This is a genomic window from Lysinibacillus sp. FSL H8-0500 (assembly GCF_038051955.1).
GTDB lineage: Bacteria > Bacillota > Bacilli > Bacillales_A > Planococcaceae > Lysinibacillus > Lysinibacillus macroides.
The window spans coordinates 4,711,492-4,730,045 of the sequence record NZ_CP150292.1 but is presented as its reverse complement, the minus strand read 5'-3'; the positions used below and the strand labels follow the sequence as shown (position 1 = coordinate 4,730,045).

Here is an 18,554-nt window from a genome sequence, read left to right as displayed (position 1 = left end):
ATGGAACAAATGCAGCCTTTGGAGCAGAAGATACAATTAAATAAACAAACAAATTTAGAAATCGAGTTGTTACTAGAGGCTGTTTATCGTTTATCAGGCTTTGATTTTCGACAATATAACCGTTCCTCCATTTCGCGAAGAATCTATAATAGGATGAAAATAAATAATATCCCAACGATTTCTCGTGTACTAGAAAAGGCTATTCACGATAAAGCATTTTTAGAACAGCTGTTAAACGATTTTTCAATAAATGTTACAGAAATGTTTCGCAATCCTAGCTTTTTTAAAGCCTTTCGTGAAAAGGTTATCCCATCTTTACGAGACTATCCAGAAATTCGTATATGGCATGCTGGCTGTGCAACAGGTGAGGAAGTATATTCAATGGCTATTTTGCTTCAAGAAGAGGGGCTTATAGAGAGAGCTATGATTTATGCAACGGATATGAACGAGCAAGTTTTAGAAAAGGCAAAAAAGGGCGTCTTTCCAATCCATAAAATGCAAGCGTATACGAAAAACTACATGCTGGCTGGAGGGACACATGCTTTTTCAGAATACTATAAGACTGACTATCAATACGCCTACTTCCACCCTACTTTACTGAAAAATATTATTTTTGCTCAGCATAATTTAGTAACAGATCAATCATTTAATGAATTTCATGTTATTTTATGTAGAAATGTGTTGATTTATTTTTCACCTCAGCTACAAAGTTATGTGCATCAGTTATTTTATGAAAGCCTAAGTGATCAGGGATTTTTATGCTTAGGTGATAAAGAAACATTGCGATTTGAAGAGGTGATTTCAAACTATACGGAAATTGCATGTAACGAGAGAATTTATCAAAAAAAGCATTGATTATAAAAAATATGTTACTTTAAACTGCGCCCCAATTGTTAGATACTATCTAACAATTGAAGGTGCGGTTTTTTTTCATTTAAGAGTTTGCATTTGCTTGGATCATTAATACACACATATCATCAGGCTGATTTCTTTGTTTATCCGTTGGCAATAAATTATCAATTAAATTTTGCGAGTAATTCCATTTAGAGGATGTAAGCGCCTGCAAATGTTGCTCTGCTTCTATTTCACAGGGTCCCATTGCCTCTAATACACCATCTGTAAACAGCACAATTTGAATATCTTGCTCATATTGAATAAATTGCTTTGTCACATTAATTTCATCAAAAAAGCCGACAGCGCAGCTACCTTGGTTTAATGGGATACATGTTTTTTCATCAATGAGTGCGTATCCAGCAGGATGACCAGCGTTTATGTATTCAACTGTTTTTTCCTTTGTATCAATGACTAAATAAATCGCTGTGAAATAATAGAGATTATTATCTTTTCCATCTTGTAAAAGGGTCATATAGCGATTCAGATCCTTAATAACAAGCTCTGGGTCATTTAATTGCTTCACAGCCTCCCTTAGTACAGAGGAAATAAACATACAAACGAGCGCTGCAGATATGCCATGCCCCATCATATCTAATAAAATAATGGCATAGCGATGGTCGTCTATTTTATGCCAATAATACATATCCCCTGCTAAATTAGAGCAGGGCAGGTAGGAAACTTCTATGCGAATACCCTTTTCATCTAATGGAGGGCTAAGTAAGCTTCTCTGTACATGGGTTGCTAAATCGAGTTCATAGGTTATTTTCTTTTCATGCTGTTTGTGCCAGTCTAATTCTGTTTTTAAACGTAAGGCAACTCGAATTCTAGCAAGCAGCTCTGTTTTATTAATCGGTTTTGTAATGTAGTCTACACCCCCAATATCTAATGCTTCAGCTAGTTTACTTTTATCCTCAAGTGCTGTAACAAATATAATGGGAATATCCTTCAATCTTTCATTCTGCTGAATACGCTTACAGGCTTCAATCCCGTCTATTTCGGGCATCATGATATCTAATAAAATTAAATCTACTGTATTTTGTGCATCTAAATGTAAATAATCAAATAGCTCATAGGCAGATGCCAAAGAAACACAGTTTGTATAACCTGCGCTTTTTAGTATTTTTTCAATGACAAATAAATTGACCGGATTGTCATCTACTAGAAGAATGGTCATAGTTATTTCCCCTTACTCTGATTGATTTGGCATACATATCAATTATTATTAATTCTATTATTATACAAAACATTAGGGAGTAAGGGTATTTTGATGATCTAAAAGTATAGGGAATTTAACTTTTTGCTTTTTTAAACCCTTGATAAATATCAAATGCATTGGCTAAAACAGCAATAATAATACTAGCAAGTAAAATTTTATCTATGGTAAAAGTAACCTTTGCTGAAGACGTTTCGATAATAGTTGCAATGTAAGGAATAGCAGCACTATGAAGGAGATCAGGATGAATGGCTATTAGAATAAAAACAATAGTTCCTAGAATTTGAAGCAGTGCATTCATAATGGCAATGAGTATGGTCCATTGACCTGTACGCCATTTTAAAAATATTAAAATAAGGCTTAAAAGAATACAGAACGAAATAATTGGAGCAAATAGAAACAAAATATTTTGATTGAAGATTGGCATAACAAATTTTAAGCTACCATTATCATTGGTAGTGTAAATGCCTAAAAGGCGATTGGCATTCCAATAAACAAAAGAAAAAATAGCGATTCCTATAAGGCTAGAAATAGCTTCACTTAAAGAAATAATCTTTGCTTGAGGGATGATTTTAATGTCTGCTAAATCATCAGGTGTCCATTGCTTTGTATTTTTGAGAAAGGGCAATTGAATAGTATCCTTGCCAAATCGATCAATCACAATAAAAATAACTGTAATCCAAAACAATACATGAAATAACACAGTAATAATAGCGACAAGAGTCATGGCAAAGGCTGAAATAACTGTAGAAAGAAGTGCCTCTTCACCTGTATAAAGCATAACTTTCTCGATAATTTGAACAATAATTGTAATAAAAATCGCCCAAGGTATAGCAAGTTTCAGTGTTCTTATATATTGGTCATAAACATTGGCGCTTATAAAAAAACGAGGCGTTTCCTGATAGCTTGCGGCAACCTCTACAGGGCTTCCCAGCTTTTTTAGTGCTTCCTTCACCTCTGATTCTGAATATTCCTGTGGTAACATAGCTTCAATGCTAGCCTTTAACTCAAGCCTTACTTCTTCACGCTTATTTTTATGGAGTCTTTTCGTTACTTCATCAATATAAATATCCATTAAAGTCATTGATGGATGCCTCCTCAATCATTATGTTCCAAGCTTATTCAATTATAGTGGTAATATATGTTATTGTGGAGTATAAAAATGAATATGAAATATTTTTATACGAAATGCCAAGCTTCGAAAATGGAGAGAAACGAGTGAGGCCTATATAAAAGAACAGGATTTTTTAGCATTTGTAAATATTGTTGTAGGAGCTTAACGCCAACAAAAGAGCGGTTGCAAAATAGGAGCAATTCATTTAATGCTCTTTTGTTATAAAAAGCGATGATCGTGAGGGTCTTTCGAGCGGTGTGATATTAATAATAAAATAACTGATGATCAGTATGAGAATAATCAATGAATAAATTAAAGTGTTTAGGGGGTGATCGTGCTCCACAATAATTAAACGAATCATGGCTGTAATACCGATATAGATAAAATAGCGGAGTGGAAAATGATAATCCTCTTTAAAATATTTAATAATCATTGTGATAAATTCAAAATACAAAAAGAAAATAAGAATATTAGCAAGGAATAGCTTGTAATCGCCCTCTTCCTTAGAAAATATTAAGATTTTCAGAAATTCAATAAGTTCTTTAAATAGCAAAAAGGACAGGATAAGCGCTAAGAGGACAAGACAGGCATTAAGAAAAAGTTGTAGAGACTTTGGAATAGCCTTTATAAGCTGTAAATATGTTGAATTTTTTTGATGCATACAATTCCTCCAGTTCCTTGTTAGAAATGTTTCAAGTTTATTATATGACATTATGATATAAATATAACAATTTACTGTAAACTTTTGTTTTCCTTTTTGTAAAGTTTTAGTTTATTTTTTATCTTGATTTAGCAGTAAGGTGCTAACTTGCTAGGTAGTGAGACGAGTGCATATTTTTGTTCTCTTCAAAATGCCTACGAAAATCAAAAGAAAAGCCCAGAGGCAGTTACACTAATGCGGAATTGATAAAAGAAAATTTTCAAAATAATTTACTGGTATGCTAAAATAGATATGCATGAATATAAAATTTAAAAGGGGTTTTTAAAATGGCAAAATCTGAAAAATCTGATGCGAAAATTACACCAGAACGCTTAGAAGAAGCATTAAATGTCCGTGATCGACTTATTATTGAACTACTTGTACAAGTGCTTGATGAAAAGCTGGTAATTGAGCGCCCTGTATTACGTGAACGTCTAGGAAACCTTGTAGGTCTTTCTGAACATGATGCAGAATTAAAGGAAACACTTTACGCACTCATTAACAAACTATAATAATAAAAAGAATGCTACAGCTAATTCGTAGCATTCTTTTTTTATGTCATGTAAAGCGTTCTACTAAGTCATGCATCTGTTCTGCCTCTGTATGAAGCTCTGTGGAGGAGTGCATGATGGATGTTATAGCCGATTTTTGCTCGTCAATAGATGCATTAATTTGTTCAGTTGCCGCAGCGGATTGTGTAGCAACACTAGCTATTTCATTAATAGCATTGATCACTACTACACGGTTTTCGTCCATTTCATTCATCCCTTTATCAAGCGAAACAAGATGTACTGCAATATCCTGAATGGAATCAGCTAAAAATGTAAAGGCTCCTTTTACTTCAGTAATTGACAGTGCCTGATGTTCTGAAAGCTGAAGTGTGTGGATCATTTTTTCATCCGAACTAGCAGTATCGACCTCAATACGTTGCAATAAATTTCTGACACGATTAGTAGCTTCATTTGTATTCTCAGACAGGTGGCGTACTTCCTCTGCAACGACAGCAAAGCCTTTGCCATGCTCACCTGCACGTGCAGCTTCTATACTTGCATTTAATGCCAATAAATTGGTTTGCTCAGAAATAGATGAAATTGTTTGGACAACTTGATGAATCTCCTTCATTTGATTTGTTAAGCTTGAAAAGTTTGCGCGTAACTCCTCGATCACTTGCGTATATTCAGTTGAATTTTGTAGTAAGATATCAACCTTTTGTCGACCATTTTCTTGTGATTGATTGATAATATTCATGCTTTTAGTGATCTCGCTATATTTGTCAGTTGCATTGGAAATAAGTACTGATAGAGTTTCAACTTTACTAATAGCCATTTCAGCTTCTTCTGCTTGGATGACGGCTCCCTGTGAAATATCATTGATGGCTTGGTGGATTTCTTCAGCAGAAGCTGTTGTTTCCTCTGTAATAGCGCTTAGTACCTCTGAGGAGACTCTCATTTGAGCGGCACTACTCTTTGTATTATTGACCATTTCATGCAAGCTTTGTTTCATATTATTGACGTTATTAGCCAGTATTCCTAGTTCATCTTGTGTTGTAACAGGAATATTCTCGCCTGTTAGCTTACCTTGTGCAATATCCGATGTCATTACCATAATTTTACGAATATAAGCTGTCATACGACCTGAGAAGAACCAAAAAAGTGCCATACCAATTGTTGTCGCAAGAAGTGTCATACCAAGTGTGTAATATAAAACTTTTTTAGTGCCCGCATTAAAGTCCATTTCATATGTACCAGCGGCGATAATCCAGCCCCAATGCTCATCCATCTCCACATACGTAATTTTCGGGGCTACTATGTCAGGATTTGAAGGGAGTGCCCAATCATAGCGAACATAGCCACCACCAGCCTTTGCTTCTTCGATCATTTCCCGTACAAAATAGCGCCCATCCTCTGTTTGCAAATCAGAAATATTTTGCCCGTCTAGTGTTGGATGGGATTCTACTATACCATCCTCTTTAAAAACATAGAAATAGAAGTTTTCACCATACTTTACGGGATTATCAATGGAGCGTTTATTATCTTCAATTTTTTTACCAACAATCTGTGTTCTGGCCCTTTCCTGAGCCTCTGCTAATGTCATAACTCCCTCTTGAACCTGACTATCGAGCTGTCCAATCGATTCAAGTATACTGAGTGTGCCGTTTTTAAGACTTTGTCGACCTACCTCGTCCATTTCGCCTTTTGCGATAAAATAATTCACTGTGCCAACTAGTACGGTTGCTATTAAAATAACAATAATCGCAAGGCTAACAAGCTTAATACGCACTGATTTAATCATAGATAAAACCTCCGTTCCTCTATTACATGCATTATAGTTCTATTATAATATATATATTTCCAATAAAATAGAAAATTCTGATAATATAATAAGTGATTTTAAAATGCATTATAATCATAATGTTTATAGAGTTATAAAACCCCAGCTAGGAGTAGTTATGCTCTTAGCTGGGGTTATAAATTATTAGTACACTTTATCTCCATTGAAGATAGAGTTTTTCACAATAACATAATCAACATTTCGAATAGCCTCTAGCTTTGTACCACCTGCATAAGAAATAGATGATTGTAAGTCTTGTTGCATTTCGATTAATGTATCTTGAATGCGACCTTTATGTTCCACATACATTTTCTTGCCTTCGACATTTTTACGTTCACCTTTTTGGAATTCAGAGGCAGAGCCAAAGTATTCTTTTACAACTTTACCATCGATTTCAATTGTTTCACCAGGTGATTCTTCATGACCTGCAAATAAGGAACCGATCATCACCATGGATGCGCCAAAACGTACAGATTTAGCAATATCTCCATGTGTACGAATACCACCGTCAGCAATAATAGGCTTTGTAGCAGCCTTTGCACACCAGCGTAATGCTGCTAGTTGCCAGCCGCCTGTACCGAAGCCTGTCTTGATTTTAGTAATACATACTTTACCTGGTCCTATCCCGACCTTTGTTGCATCTGCACCAGCATTTTCAAGCTCGCGAACCGCTTCAGGCGTCCCTACGTTACCAGCAATGACAAAGCTGTTTGGTAAATACTTTTTGATATGTTGAATCATACGAATCACAGCATTTGAATGACCATGTGCAATATCGATTGTAATAAATTCAGGTACTAAATGAGTGGCTGCTAATTCTTCAATAAATGCATATTCTTCTTCTTTTACACCGACACTAATTGAGGCGATAAAGCCACGGCTCTGCATATCTCGAATAAAGCCTATACGTGTTTCTGGCTGGAAGCGATGCATAATATAAAAGTAACCGTTTTCAGCTAACTTCGTAGCAAGATTTTCATCAATGATGGTTTGCATATTTGCAGGTACTACAGGAAGCTTGAATTTATGACCTCCTAAAGTAACAGAAGTATCACATTCTGAGCGGCTTTCTACAATACATTTTGCAGGAATTAGTTGAATATCCTCGTAGTCAAATACATTATCCATTATATACACTCCTAAAATACGAATATTTTTTAATAATTAATTTAAATCGTTCGTCATTTGGTAATTTACATGATTTTTGAGTAAATGTCAAAGCATTTGCTAAAATAATATAAAATTTTTACAGGGGAAGCTAAAAATAAGGAGATTTTTGCTTATAATTTGTGTGGTGAGTTGTCAACCATGTACAATAAAGAGGCTTTAAAATATAGCAAGGGAGTGTTGGAAATGGCAGTAGATGTTTATTTAATTTTTAATGGTAATTGTCGAGAGGCTGTAGCATTTTATGAGGATGTTTTTAACACAGAGAAGGCTGAAATTATGACATTTGGAGAGTCGCCTCAAAGTCCTGATTATCCATTACCAGAGGAAGCGAAAGACCTTGTGATGCATACACGACTTTCCATTTTTGGTAGTAGGGTCATGTTCTCAGATACATTTCCAGGCTCACCTTTTACAGTAGGGAACAATATTACATTAGCTATTGTTTCTGATAATGAGGAGCAGATGCGACAAGCATTTGACAAGCTGAAAGATGATAGCGAAGTAAAAATGGAGCTACAAGAAACATTCTGGAGTAAATGTTACGGCTCATTAGTGGATAAATTTGGTATAGAATGGCAATTTAGTCATGAGGAAAATAAATAATTAATAATAGAAAAAAGGCTGTAGGGAATGGGGAAATTCTCTACAGCCTTGCTTATTTAATAGTGAAAGCGATCTACATAGCCTTGTAGTTCATCTGCCATATCAAGTAATGTTTTGGCAGATGAAGCAATTTCCTGCATAGAAGACAGGGTTTGCTCTGTTGAAGCGGCTACTTCCTCAGATGCAGCAGCATTTAGTTTAGCATGATCGGATAATTCGATAGCTGTTGCAGAGACTTCTTCGACAACTGCGGATATTTCTTGAGATGAAGCTGAGATATCCTCCATTTTAGGTGCCATCTCTCGTAGGCTATTGACAATACTTGCAAATTTCTCCTTTGTATCCTCTGATAATTGTAAGCCTTTCTGCACATCTGTTGAAGCCTTTGTCATCGTTTGTACAGATTTAGCTGTATCCTGATGAATTCCTGAAATAAGGACTGAAATCTGCTCTGCGGATTGATGGGATTGCTCCGCTAATTTACGTACTTCATCTGCTACAACAGCAAAGCCTTTGCCATGCTCACCTGCTCGTGCCGCTTCAATTGCAGCATTTAGAGCTAGCAGATTGGTCTGATCTGAAATGGCACTAATAATTTCAATAATAGAGCCTATTTCTTTGGTACGATCAAACAGTGATTTAATCATTGCATCTGATTGTGTAACAGAGTCATGAATGGAGACCATCTGATTAACGGTTTGCTCAACAGATTGTCCACCTTCTTCCGCTAATTGAATAGCCTGACTGGACAGATCTGAAACTTGCAGAGCGCTATCTGCTACCTCTACAACTCCCTTAGCAATTTCTTCAACGGAAATAGCATTTTGATCGATACCCGTTGTTTGTTTCTCGGTGCTGATGGCTACCTGCTGCATAGCCTCTGTTACCTGTTCAGATGCAGCAATATTTTGTTCGGCATTGGCTGACAGCCCTTGTGCAGCTGTTTGAACATGTTGTGAGCTTTGGTCAACATTGCGAATAAGCCTTTTCAAGTTCACTTTCATGGCAACAAAAGCCTCACCGAGCTGCCCAATTTCGTCTTTTGTATGAATATCAATAAATTCTGTTAAATCACCCTCACTAATTTTCAATGCACTTTGCTGTAAACTTTTAATTGGGTGAACAATTGATTTAATCATATAGAGCATAAAGATAATACCTGCAATAATAGAAACGGTGATAATGATTAAGTTAATGCGAAGGGTAGAGATAGCGGCATTTGTAGCCTCTACAGTAAACATTGTGCCAACAACCTTCCAGCCTGTTAGCTCATTTGTAGCAAATTGTAAATGACGCTTATTTTCCATGACAGTACCCGCATCTTGTGCATAAATCTTATCAATGTAGCTTTCGGTAGCTTCAGAGCCACTTTCTTTATCCTTTTCTACAATATAGAGCTTATGGTTATCAAGAATAGAGGCAAAGCCCGTTTTACCTATGCGTGTTTCGTCTGTCAGTGCGCTTAAAACAGAGATATTTAAGTCTAAGGCAATGACACCTGATTCATCAGGGAGGGTTTGCATAACCGTAACAACAATATTATTTGTAGATTTTGCTACATACGGAGATGTAATCGAAACTTGTCCTTTATTATCAAAGGCTTCCGTATACCAAGAGCGAACACGTGGGTCATAATCACTTGGATAATCGTGAACAGGTTCATCGATAATTCTACCGTCAGCAGTACCTATATACAGCAATTCTACTTCTGGATGGGTATTGATATATTCCTGAAATAGGCTTTTCAGTTCAGCTCTTCTATCATCCTGCAAATAAGATCCATTTAATTTTTTGGCAAAATACTCAATATCATGTACCTTTGGGGCAATCATGCTTGTAATATTGGTATTCAGCATATTGACACTTTCAGTTGCGCTCGCTTGTTGCTCCGCCAAAATTTGACTCTTGGTACTTTGAAAGGAAATCACGCCAATTAAAATGGTAGGAACAAGAAGTATTATTAAAAAGGCAAAGATAAGCTTCTTTCTTAAACTGATTCGTTTCATAAATATGTAACCCTCCCTTGATAGTATCTATGTATTTATTGAACAACTCGGGTGATAAAATAAACGGGGTTGTGTATAAGAAAACCACACTAATATCGATTGGATTTGCTAGTAATTCAAAGGTTTTAATCTGATTCTAAGAGTAAAATGACTATTAATCAACATAATCTTCCAAAAAATGTGGAAATAAAATTCACACTACTATATTTTTATAATAAAACACCTTATATTGAAGCTTTTCTGCATAAAATTTCTCTGGGAGCCTTGAATGTAATAACTAAAAACTTTGCGTTCATGCTATGAATAAACGCAAAGTTGATAGAGGTCTTACTATCTACAACGATTTATATATTTCACAATAGTAAGTGCTAACCTTTGCTATTAACAGTACCATTTTTCTGTTCGTAAATTTTTGTGATATAATTCTTCATTGTATGGCACAATAAAGAGCTTATTGTCAAAATGCAGCCAGAGCTAAATTTAGCTACGCCTTCTATTTATGTTTTATGCTGAACAATGTGAGGGGATGTAGCAAAATTTTTAGCAGAAGGGGATTAAAGTGGGCGATTAGTGATGATGCCAATGGGAAGAGTTTTTAACTTGGTGGCTCCTGAACATAACTACTTTGCCTTGATTGAAAAATAAAAGCTTAGTAGAATCTGCTCAACCTTTGTCTAAAAGGGGGAGCAGATTTTGTCTTTTATGATAAATCCTCTCCAAATATCCCAACAGTTTGGCGCTCTACAATAAATTCATGACCGTTCCATGTTAAAATATTTTCTACATAGCCAAGGCCATCTGCATGATACCTACCTGCAATGGCCTGATATGCTAAAATTTCATATACGCCATCTCGATTATAATCTACAGGGTATAGCCCACTAATAGGGTCTACCCAGCCCTCAATAGGCTGTTTTAATGTACCATCTGGATTATAAATTTCTGCTAAATACTCAGCACCTTTATATTGTAAGTCAATTGTGTATTTTTTGGCAGGATTTCTGCTTTGAACAATAGCTTTGTAGTTGTCTGCATAATTGACAGTATATTGAAGCTTATTACTAAAAGACTCTGCGTCAAAAATAGAACGTACTTGATTGCTTACGGAAGAAAATATTTCCCCATTAATAATACCCCCGCTACCCCCTGTATCAGAAATAGCCATAATATCTTCAATATGATTGCCCGTAAAATCACCTAAAAAAATAGTTGGATTATAGCCAAGGCCCTGCTTTAATGGGATTTGTTCCATTTGTTGTGTTTGCCCATAAAAAATAACTAATGTGAGGTTTTGCCATAAAGGACTATCAGGCTGTTTTGTCCCCATTAAAAAAATAGTCTCAAAAAAGCCATCACCATTAATATCTCCAAATTTTGTTTGAATCACCTGTGGAGAAGAATGTGATGGGTGTATATGATTGGTCATAGATGCACCTCTTTCCTTAGTGCTAGCATATGTTAAAAATAAAACTGTGTGCATAAGATTTAAAGCTTATTAAACTAATAAAAAAAGTTGAAATTAACCCATTGACAATTTTTGAGGTAAATCGTATTATAAATCTCAACGAATCAGAAAATTCAGTGTAGATAATCATAACTAATAGGGATTTTTTTTCGCTTAAATCATAGTAAATTTATAGGTTTTATATTCATTAGATATAAAATTTATTAAGGCATCAATGAGACATAAGGAAGAAGGAGATTTATTTGAAAAATTTATTTATAAAAACAGAGCGACAACGATTTTTGTTAGAGCAGATAGCGGCTATTGCAGAGCCCATTAAAGCAGAAGCCGCTGAAGTAGATGAGCAATCTCGTTTTCCGTTTAAAGCGCATCAATTACTTCTACAAATTGGCTACCCACAGTTCACTTTACCAAAGGAATATGGTGGAGAAGGATTATCAGTCTATGAGATGGTGCTTGTGCAAGAAACGCTAGCAAGCTACGACGAGAATGCCTCCCTTTCACTTGGCTGGACGCTAGGGGTTGTTGGTGAAATATATGAGAAAAAGCTATGGGCAGAGGAGCTATTAACAGCATTTGCTCAAGAAATAAAAAAGGGAGCCATTATCAATAGAGCTGTTAGTGAAGCGGCAACGGGAAGTCCGACACGTGGAGGTCGACCAGGAACAAATGCAGTTTCCACTAAGGATGGCTGGCGCTTAAATGGACGCAAAATTTTTACAACAGCATCTCCAGTGCTGGATTATTTCCTTACGTCTGCCTGGATTGAAGAACAACAACAAATAGGTTTTTTCCTTATCCATAAAGATTCACAAGGAGTATCTATCGAAGAAAACTGGGAAATGTCTGCCATGCGTGGCACAAGTAGTCATGATCTTGTATTACAGAATGTTATTGTTGCAAAAGAACATTTAGTAGAACTACCCAATCATCCTAGTGGCGGTAAAATAAATGGTTGGTTACTACATATTCCAGCAACCTATTTAGGTATTGCACAGGCAGCTCGGGACTATGCGCTACATTTTGCAAACCATTACCAGCCAAATAGCTTAAACGCACCTATTGGCACATTACCAAATGTACAGCAGCTTTTGGGTGATATTGAGTTAAAGCTAGATCAGGCTCGATTTGTGCTATATGGAGTAGCTGATGCTTATGATGACCCAGTAAGACGGGCATTGTTAACAAATGAAATGGCCGTTGCTAAACATACCGTTACAAATATAGCTATTGATATCGTTGATAAGGCTATGCGTGTTGTGGGGGCAAAAAGCTTGCAACTGTCCAATCCATTGCAACGCTATTATCGCAATGTGCGGGCTGGCCTTCATAATCCACCAATGGATGATATGACAATTATCAAATTAGCAACGGCTGTGCTTGAGCAGCAAAAGTTAGATGAACAAAAATAATAGCTTAAAGCTAAATGGCTTATTGCCAGTGAAAATACATGGGATATGAAGGAGAACGATGATTATGTTAAAACAAAAAAATAAAATTTTTCAATTTGCTGCGGTGGGGTTAGCTGCCATTGCACTTTTAACAGGCTGTAATTCAAATGAAGCCTCTGATAAGGATTCAGGTAATGGCGATAAGGTTCGTACAGTTAAGGTGGCATTTGATCAGGCAACAAAGCCGATTAGTTATATTGATGATAATGGCAACCCAACAGGCTATGACGTGGAGGTAATGAAGCTTGTGGATGAATTACTACCAGAGTATGAGTTCGAATATGTGGGGACAACAAGTGATGATTTATTAATTGGGGTAGAGCAAGGTAAATATCAGGTAGGTGTCAAAAATGCATTCTTTACCGAGGAGCGTAAAGAGAAATTTATTTACCCGCAGGAGTTTATAGGGCTAAGTAGTGCGGGTCTTGTATTGCGCAAAGAGGATGAGGATGTGAAAACATTAGCGGACTTTGCGACAAAGGGTTATTCACTAGCTCCGATTGCAGCTAATAATGCACAATATACAATTATTGATGAGTACAATAAAACGAATCCAGATAATAAAGTAAAGCTAGAAGCTGGTGATGCATTTACGGTCGATGTTGTGCAGTGGGTGAATGAAGGTCGTGTTGATGGCGGTGTTATGATTGAAGGTCCATTTAAACAGCAAGTCCTTGCAGAGGATGGCCCTTACCATAACTTAAAAGATGATGTTGTTTATAATGAGTTTGCTGTTATCAAAACATGGCCGCTGTTCAATAAAAAGGAACAAAAGTTTGCTGATGCCTACGATAAAGCTATTGCTCAAATTAAAGAACAAAAGAAAACAAATGACATTAGTACAGAGTTTTATGGTCGTGATCTATTTGAAGTGTTAGAGAACGTTAATCGTTAGTCAATCCTTAAAGAATGTTTAAGAGACTGCTGGGTCAGTAATCACTCAGCAGTCTCTATTCATAAAAGTAAAGTTGGTGAGGTAATGGATAAATACTTTGACGCATCGTATATTTGGAATTCGATTCCAGTGTTATTGCCGTTTTTAAAGATTACGTTTTTAGTGGCAGGGTCTGCGATTATTTTAGGTGTAGTATTTGGCGTATTGCTAGCCGCTGCTAAGCTATCTTCTATCAAGCTACTTCAGAAATTAGCAAATTTATATACAACAATTATGCGCTGTACACCATCCATTGTATTATTATTTCTGATCTATTATGGTGTGCCAGCATTAGCTCAGAATTTTGGCATGAATCTACATTCAATTGAAACAGCTATTTTTGTAGTGATAACATTTACACTACAATTTGCAGCAATTATGTCAGAGGTGATTCGTTCAGCTTATTTAGCTATTCCAAAAGGACAATTTGAAGCGGCTGTTAGTGTAGGACTAACACCATTCCAAGCTTATCGACGAATTATTTTTCCGCAGGCACTTGTCGTTGCATTGCCGAACTTTGGCAATGGCATGATTGCTTTATTACAGGAGGGTGCTTTAGCTTATACAATTGGCTTAATTGATATTGTTGGTAAGGCAAATTTAATTATTGCAAGTAATATTAATGCCCATGCGTTAGAGGTCTATATCGCCTTAGCCGTTGTTTATTGGGTGCTATCCATTATTATCGAGAAAATATTTACGGCATTAGAAAAAATATTTGGTAAGGGTAAAAAGACATTAGAAACATCCTAAGGAGGCGTAACGATGAATTGGCAATTTTTATTTGAAACATTTTTTGTAGCATTATCAGGTGTGCCAGTTGCGCTTCTTGTAACAGTTGTTGCTTTGTTAATTGCACTACCACTTGGCTTTTTGCTGGCATTAACACGAATTAATAAAATACCTGTTATCCATCATCTAGCAAAAATTTATGTGTCCTTTGTACGAGGAACACCGATTATTATCCAAATCTTTATTATCTATAGCAGTATCCCATTAATATTAAAAATGATTTTTGAAAAATATAATATTGCCTATGATATTTATAAAATCAATCCCATTTGGTATGCCTTTATCGTTTTTGCATTTAGCTCAACAGCGATATTAATCGAGGTTTTCCGTTCTGCATTAAGTACAGTTGAAAAGGGGCAGTTAGAGGCGGCATATTCTGTAGGGTTGACGACGTTCCAAGCATATCGTCGTGTTATTATTCCCCAGGCTTTGGTCGTTGCACTGCCAAATATTTGTACAGCTACGGTTAATTTGATTAAAGCAACCTCTCTAGGTTATGCCATGTCTTTACCTGAGATTACCTTGAAGGCAAAGGTAGCCGCTAATGTAGGCTACAATTATGTAGAGGCTTATTTGGATATCTTTATTGTATATTTAATTTTATGTAGTACGGTCGAATACTTATTTAAGCGTTATGAAAAATATTTAAGCAAATACAAAGCGGCGAATGTCTAAGAGGTGAATAAGCATGTTAGAAATTAAAAATATCCATAAATCATTTGGGGCTAATGAAATTTTAAAAGGTGTCGATTTAGTGATTGATAAAGGGGATGTTGTTGTTATTTTAGGTCCTAGTGGCTCAGGGAAAACAACATTATTGCGCTGTATTAATTTTTTAGAGAAGGCTGATCAAGGACATGCGACATTTGGCGATATTGAAGTTGATTTTCAACATATTAAGAAAAAGGATATACATGCCATTCGTCAGCGTGTCGCATTTGTCTTCCAAAACTATAATCTTTTTACCAATAAAACAGCATTGGAGAATGTGACGGAGGGACTGATTATTGGACGTAAAGTGCCAAAAGTAGAGGCAATTGACATTGGGAAAAAGGCGCTTGATAAAGTAGGATTATCTGAAAAATATGATGCCTATCCAAGTCAGCTATCTGGCGGTCAGCAGCAGCGAGTAGGAATTGCACGTGCTGTCGCATTAAATCCTGATATTATTTTATTTGATGAGCCAACGTCTGCGCTTGACCCTGAGCTAGTAGGTGAGGTTTTGCAGGTTATGAAAAATATTGCAGCAGAGGGTACAACGATGCTTGTGGTCACACATGAAATGAGCTTTGCCAAAGATGTTGCCAATCGTGTTATTTTTATGGATGGCGGTGTTGTCGTTGAGGAAGGCAATCCCCATGATATTTTTGTAAACCCAAAAGAGGAGCGTACAAGAAAGTTTTTAAAGCGCGTCATTCCAGAGGATTATACATTCTATATTTAATAAACAGCAAAAATCCACTCTCAGCACGATAGCGAGGTGGATTTTTAGTGTTATTGCAGGAAAGGTGTTAATTTATTGATAGAATAAATATACAGCTCATGCATAGCTCGTGTGCAGGCTGTATAAAAATAATAACGCTCCGTTTCCCTTGAATAAGTAGCAGCAGAGGCATTATAGATAATCACAGCATCAAACTCGATTCCTTTTGCCATATAAGCTGGTAGCAGTAAAATACCCTTTTTAAATTGCTTTGTATTATGGGTAATGAGCTGAATATCTACTTGACGATTTAATTGCTTATAGGCAGCGGCACATTCAGCGGCAGTTTTACAAATAACCGCGATCGTGTCGAATTTATGTGATAGGTCATGAATGTTTTGAATAATTTGTGCCGTTAATTCTACTTCATTTGGCACAATTGTAATTGAAGGCTCGGGCCCATTTCGATTTAATGCCTCTACCTTGCTGCCATTATTTAAAATTTTAGCTGTAAGCTGAATAATTTGCTTTGTCGAACGATAGCTTTTCGTTAAAATCATTTTTTCTGCCTGCTCGCCATATAATTGGGAATTAAGCAGAGAAGGATTATCAAAAGTATGGGGATGAATGGTTTGATGCCCGTCACCTAAAATGGTCATGTGCGCCTTGGGAAATAGTTGTTGTAATAATATGAATTGAAATGGTGAATAGTCTTGTGCTTCATCAATCAAAACATGATGAATCATTGTATTGGTTTGCTGTCCTTCAATTTTGTCCTGTAAATATAAAAATGGTGTAGCATCTTCATAAGTAATCGTACGTTTGGCTAAATAGGGAAGCGTTTGCTGACAAATATCCTCCCAATGATCTGGTACAAGATGCTGTAATTTTTGATAAACAGTATTATTCAAATCAAAGAGCTGACGATAAATGCCTAATATATGCACAAATTTTAAGTGTTTAATGGAGTTGCGTAGTGGCTTTAACTGCTTTTTAACAATTTGCTTGGCTAATTTCTTTTGTTCTTGATCAAAGTCATCGAAGGAATTTTCTGTAAAATGCCCTTCGTATAATAGTTCGCTATAAGATTTAGTGTAAGCCTCCGTATCTAATAAATCCATGGCCTCCTCTACCCATTCCTTTGTCCATTCCGTCTTTTCAAATTTTGTGAGTCTTTGCAATAGCCATTTCTTTACGAGCTGTAGACGATCTGGTATGGAAAGAGAGGAAGGAAATGAATAAAAGTATTCAGCAATTTCCTGTGCCGTAATAATTCGTTCTCCACGAAAAACAATATTTTTAAATAATAAACCTTTGTTAGACAAATAGCTGATATATTCATCCATTAATTGCTTGTAAGCAAGGCTTGCTTTGAAAGTAATACTATTCAGCTTCATTTCATAAAAGGTACTATCCTTTTCCGTTAAAAGCTGTTCAAGCTGCTCATAAGGATATTCCAACTGAAACTGGCGGCCTAAACGCTTTTCGATATACTCTGTAAACGTTAGCTGCTGCATATTATCCTCACCCAAATCAGGTAAAACGGTATGGACATATTGATTAAATAGCTGGTTAGGTGTGATCAGTAGAATTTGATCAGCTGTTATATCATGACGATAACGATACAATAAATAGGCAACTCGTTGAAGGGCAACAGCCGTTTTACCACTACCTGCAACACCCTCTACAATTAGATAGCGTGAACGAAGGTGGCGAATAATTTTATTTTGCTCAGCCTGAATTGTGGCAACGATACTGCGAATATGCTCATTGGCATTTTGTGCAAGAATATCAAGCAATAAATCATCACCAATTGTAAGACCAGTATTAAACATTGATTGAAGCTCGCCATTTTTAATAATAAACTGTCGTTTTAGTAGCATCTTGCCATGAATTTCTTCCATACTTGTTGTATAGTAAGCATCGCCAGGGGTGTGATCATAATACATACTGGATATAGGCGCTCGCCAGTCATAAATGACGATATTTTCATCCTGTTGATCCAATAATGTAGCAACACCAATATAAATCTTTAAGGGCTCTTGCTGACCATCCTGTAAAAAATCAATACGCGCAAAATAGGGGGATTGCTGTAAACGTTCATACACCTTCATATTTCGGATTGCGCGCTGTTGTGCAAGTTCAGAATCTGATAACAGCTCTACTTGTTGTTTAATTGCCATAAATGTTTCATCCACATCTTCAGCAGTATCTAAATTGACACGAACATCATCCCAAAAGGTTTTCCTAATCGTGCCAGCATTTTCTTTAAAGCCCTTTTCTTTATGCAGGAGTTCCTTTATTTTATGGTCAATGATCGTTAAACAATGTGCAAGATAATGTTTTTCCTCTAGCCAGTCCTTTTGATTTTCCAACGTCTCCTCACATTCCTCTCCATAATCATTTAAGAAATTTATCATACTGCTAGTTACGAAAGAAATATAGACTAATAATTTTT

16 protein-coding genes are annotated in these 18,554 nt (G+C 36.1%); 8 read left to right on the top strand and 8 right to left on the bottom strand.

The window, feature by feature from the left end:
- Positions 1-855, top strand: coding sequence for a protein-glutamate O-methyltransferase CheR (locus tag MHB44_RS22830; RefSeq protein ID WP_341301013.1), 855 nt, complete (start codon positions 1-3; stop codon positions 853-855).
- Positions 856-934: 79 nt separating this feature from the next.
- Here MHB44_RS22830 and MHB44_RS22825 read toward each other — a convergent pair whose 3' ends face one another.
- The 3 genes from MHB44_RS22825 to psiE form a co-directional block, all read right to left on the bottom strand.
- Positions 935-2,068: a fused response regulator/phosphatase gene (locus MHB44_RS22825; protein WP_341301012.1), complete on the bottom strand. Its 1,134-nt coding sequence runs from the start codon at positions 2,066-2,068 to the stop codon at positions 935-937.
- Positions 2,069-2,183: 115 nt separating this feature from the next.
- On the bottom strand, positions 2,184-3,191 hold the full coding sequence (locus MHB44_RS22820; protein ID WP_341301011.1) for a hypothetical protein: 1,008 nt from the start codon (positions 3,189-3,191) through the stop codon (positions 2,184-2,186).
- A gap of 235 nt (positions 3,192-3,426) precedes the next feature.
- Entirely contained in the window at positions 3,427-3,882 is a 456-nt protein-coding gene (psiE, locus tag MHB44_RS22815; RefSeq protein ID WP_341301010.1) for a phosphate-starvation-inducible protein PsiE, read from the bottom strand.
- Between the two features lie 326 nt (positions 3,883-4,208).
- Between psiE and MHB44_RS22810 the strand changes: the two genes are divergently transcribed.
- A complete protein-coding gene (locus tag MHB44_RS22810) occupies positions 4,209-4,433 on the top strand; it encodes a phosphate-starvation-inducible protein PsiE (RefSeq protein WP_341301009.1) in 225 nt (74 codons plus the stop codon).
- 46 nt (positions 4,434-4,479) lie between these two features.
- On the opposite strand, the gene MHB44_RS22805 is transcribed toward MHB44_RS22810, so the two are convergent.
- Positions 4,480-6,213 (bottom strand): cache domain-containing protein, encoded by a 1,734-nt coding sequence (locus MHB44_RS22805; RefSeq protein ID WP_341301008.1) that lies wholly within the window; start codon positions 6,211-6,213, stop codon positions 4,480-4,482.
- A gap of 183 nt (positions 6,214-6,396) precedes the next feature.
- Positions 6,397-7,380, bottom strand: a complete 984-nt coding sequence (guaC, locus tag MHB44_RS22800) for a GMP reductase (protein ID WP_341301007.1) — start codon at positions 7,378-7,380, stop codon at positions 6,397-6,399.
- Between the two features lie 225 nt (positions 7,381-7,605).
- On the opposite strand from guaC, the gene MHB44_RS22795 reads away from it, so the two are divergent.
- Positions 7,606-8,025, top strand: coding sequence for a VOC family protein (locus MHB44_RS22795; protein ID WP_341301006.1), 420 nt, complete (start codon positions 7,606-7,608; stop codon positions 8,023-8,025).
- A 56-nt stretch (positions 8,026-8,081) separates the two neighbouring features.
- On the opposite strand, the gene MHB44_RS22790 is transcribed toward MHB44_RS22795, so the two are convergent.
- Both MHB44_RS22790 and MHB44_RS22785 read right to left on the bottom strand, forming a co-directional pair.
- Positions 8,082-10,031: a methyl-accepting chemotaxis protein gene (locus MHB44_RS22790; RefSeq protein ID WP_341301005.1), complete on the bottom strand. Its 1,950-nt coding sequence runs from the start codon at positions 10,029-10,031 to the stop codon at positions 8,082-8,084.
- 700 nt (positions 10,032-10,731) lie between these two features.
- Positions 10,732-11,457: a hypothetical protein gene (locus MHB44_RS22785; RefSeq protein ID WP_341301004.1), complete on the bottom strand. Its 726-nt coding sequence runs from the start codon at positions 11,455-11,457 to the stop codon at positions 10,732-10,734.
- Positions 11,458-11,738: 281 nt separating this feature from the next.
- Here MHB44_RS22785 and MHB44_RS22780 point away from each other — a divergent pair, with 281 nt between their 5' ends.
- The 5 genes from MHB44_RS22780 to MHB44_RS22760 all read left to right on the top strand — a co-directional run bounded on the left by MHB44_RS22780 (position 11,739) and on the right by MHB44_RS22760 (position 16,117).
- Positions 11,739-12,908 carry an acyl-CoA dehydrogenase family protein gene (locus MHB44_RS22780; protein ID WP_341301003.1) on the top strand — a complete coding sequence of 390 codons (1,170 nt, stop codon included), beginning with the start codon at positions 11,739-11,741 and terminating at the stop codon, positions 12,906-12,908.
- A 64-nt stretch (positions 12,909-12,972) separates the two neighbouring features.
- Positions 12,973-13,842 (top strand): transporter substrate-binding domain-containing protein, encoded by an 870-nt coding sequence (locus tag MHB44_RS22775; RefSeq protein WP_341301002.1) that lies wholly within the window; start codon positions 12,973-12,975, stop codon positions 13,840-13,842.
- An 84-nt stretch (positions 13,843-13,926) separates the two neighbouring features.
- Positions 13,927-14,634, top strand: coding sequence for an amino acid ABC transporter permease (locus MHB44_RS22770; RefSeq protein ID WP_341301001.1), 708 nt, complete (start codon positions 13,927-13,929; stop codon positions 14,632-14,634).
- A 12-nt stretch (positions 14,635-14,646) separates the two neighbouring features.
- Complete coding sequence (locus tag MHB44_RS22765) at positions 14,647-15,348, top strand: amino acid ABC transporter permease (RefSeq protein ID WP_341301000.1); 702 nt, start codon at positions 14,647-14,649, stop codon at positions 15,346-15,348.
- A 13-nt stretch (positions 15,349-15,361) separates the two neighbouring features.
- A complete protein-coding gene (locus MHB44_RS22760; protein ID WP_341300999.1) occupies positions 15,362-16,117 on the top strand; it encodes an amino acid ABC transporter ATP-binding protein in 756 nt (251 codons plus the stop codon).
- Between the two features lie 50 nt (positions 16,118-16,167).
- Here the strand turns inward: MHB44_RS22760 and helD are convergent, their stop codons facing one another.
- Positions 16,168-18,471 carry an RNA polymerase recycling motor HelD gene (gene helD, locus MHB44_RS22755; RefSeq protein ID WP_341300998.1) on the bottom strand — a complete coding sequence of 768 codons (2,304 nt, stop codon included), beginning with the start codon at positions 18,469-18,471 and terminating at the stop codon, positions 16,168-16,170.
- Between the last annotated feature and the right edge of the window lie 83 nt (positions 18,472-18,554).

Excerpts from the sequence above, each read along its gene's own strand:
- MHB44_RS22795 (WP_341301006.1), top strand. The coding sequence starts at position 7,606 with ATGGCAGTAGATGTTTATTTAATTTTTAATGGTAATTGTCGAGAGGCT.
- MHB44_RS22775 (WP_341301002.1), top strand. The coding sequence starts at position 12,973 with ATGTTAAAACAAAAAAATAAAATTTTTCAATTTGCTGCGGTGGGGTTA.
- MHB44_RS22820 (WP_341301011.1), bottom strand. The coding sequence starts at position 3,191 with ATGACTTTAATGGATATTTATATTGATGAAGTAACGAAAAGACTCCAT.
- MHB44_RS22770 (WP_341301001.1), top strand. The coding sequence starts at position 13,927 with ATGGATAAATACTTTGACGCATCGTATATTTGGAATTCGATTCCAGTG.
- MHB44_RS22805 (WP_341301008.1), bottom strand. The coding sequence starts at position 6,213 with ATGATTAAATCAGTGCGTATTAAGCTTGTTAGCCTTGCGATTATTGTT.
- MHB44_RS22825 (WP_341301012.1), bottom strand. The coding sequence starts at position 2,068 with ATGACCATTCTTCTAGTAGATGACAATCCGGTCAATTTATTTGTCATT.
- MHB44_RS22760 (WP_341300999.1), top strand. The coding sequence starts at position 15,362 with ATGTTAGAAATTAAAAATATCCATAAATCATTTGGGGCTAATGAAATT.
- guaC (WP_341301007.1), bottom strand. The coding sequence starts at position 7,380 with ATGGATAATGTATTTGACTACGAGGATATTCAACTAATTCCTGCAAAA.
- MHB44_RS22830 (WP_341301013.1), top strand. The coding sequence starts at position 1 with ATGGAACAAATGCAGCCTTTGGAGCAGAAGATACAATTAAATAAACAA.
- psiE (WP_341301010.1), bottom strand. The coding sequence starts at position 3,882 with ATGCATCAAAAAAATTCAACATATTTACAGCTTATAAAGGCTATTCCA.
- MHB44_RS22765 (WP_341301000.1), top strand. The coding sequence starts at position 14,647 with ATGAATTGGCAATTTTTATTTGAAACATTTTTTGTAGCATTATCAGGT.
- MHB44_RS22790 (WP_341301005.1), bottom strand. The coding sequence starts at position 10,031 with ATGAAACGAATCAGTTTAAGAAAGAAGCTTATCTTTGCCTTTTTAATA.
- MHB44_RS22810 (WP_341301009.1), top strand. The coding sequence starts at position 4,209 with ATGGCAAAATCTGAAAAATCTGATGCGAAAATTACACCAGAACGCTTA.
- MHB44_RS22785 (WP_341301004.1), bottom strand. The coding sequence starts at position 11,457 with ATGACCAATCATATACACCCATCACATTCTTCTCCACAGGTGATTCAA.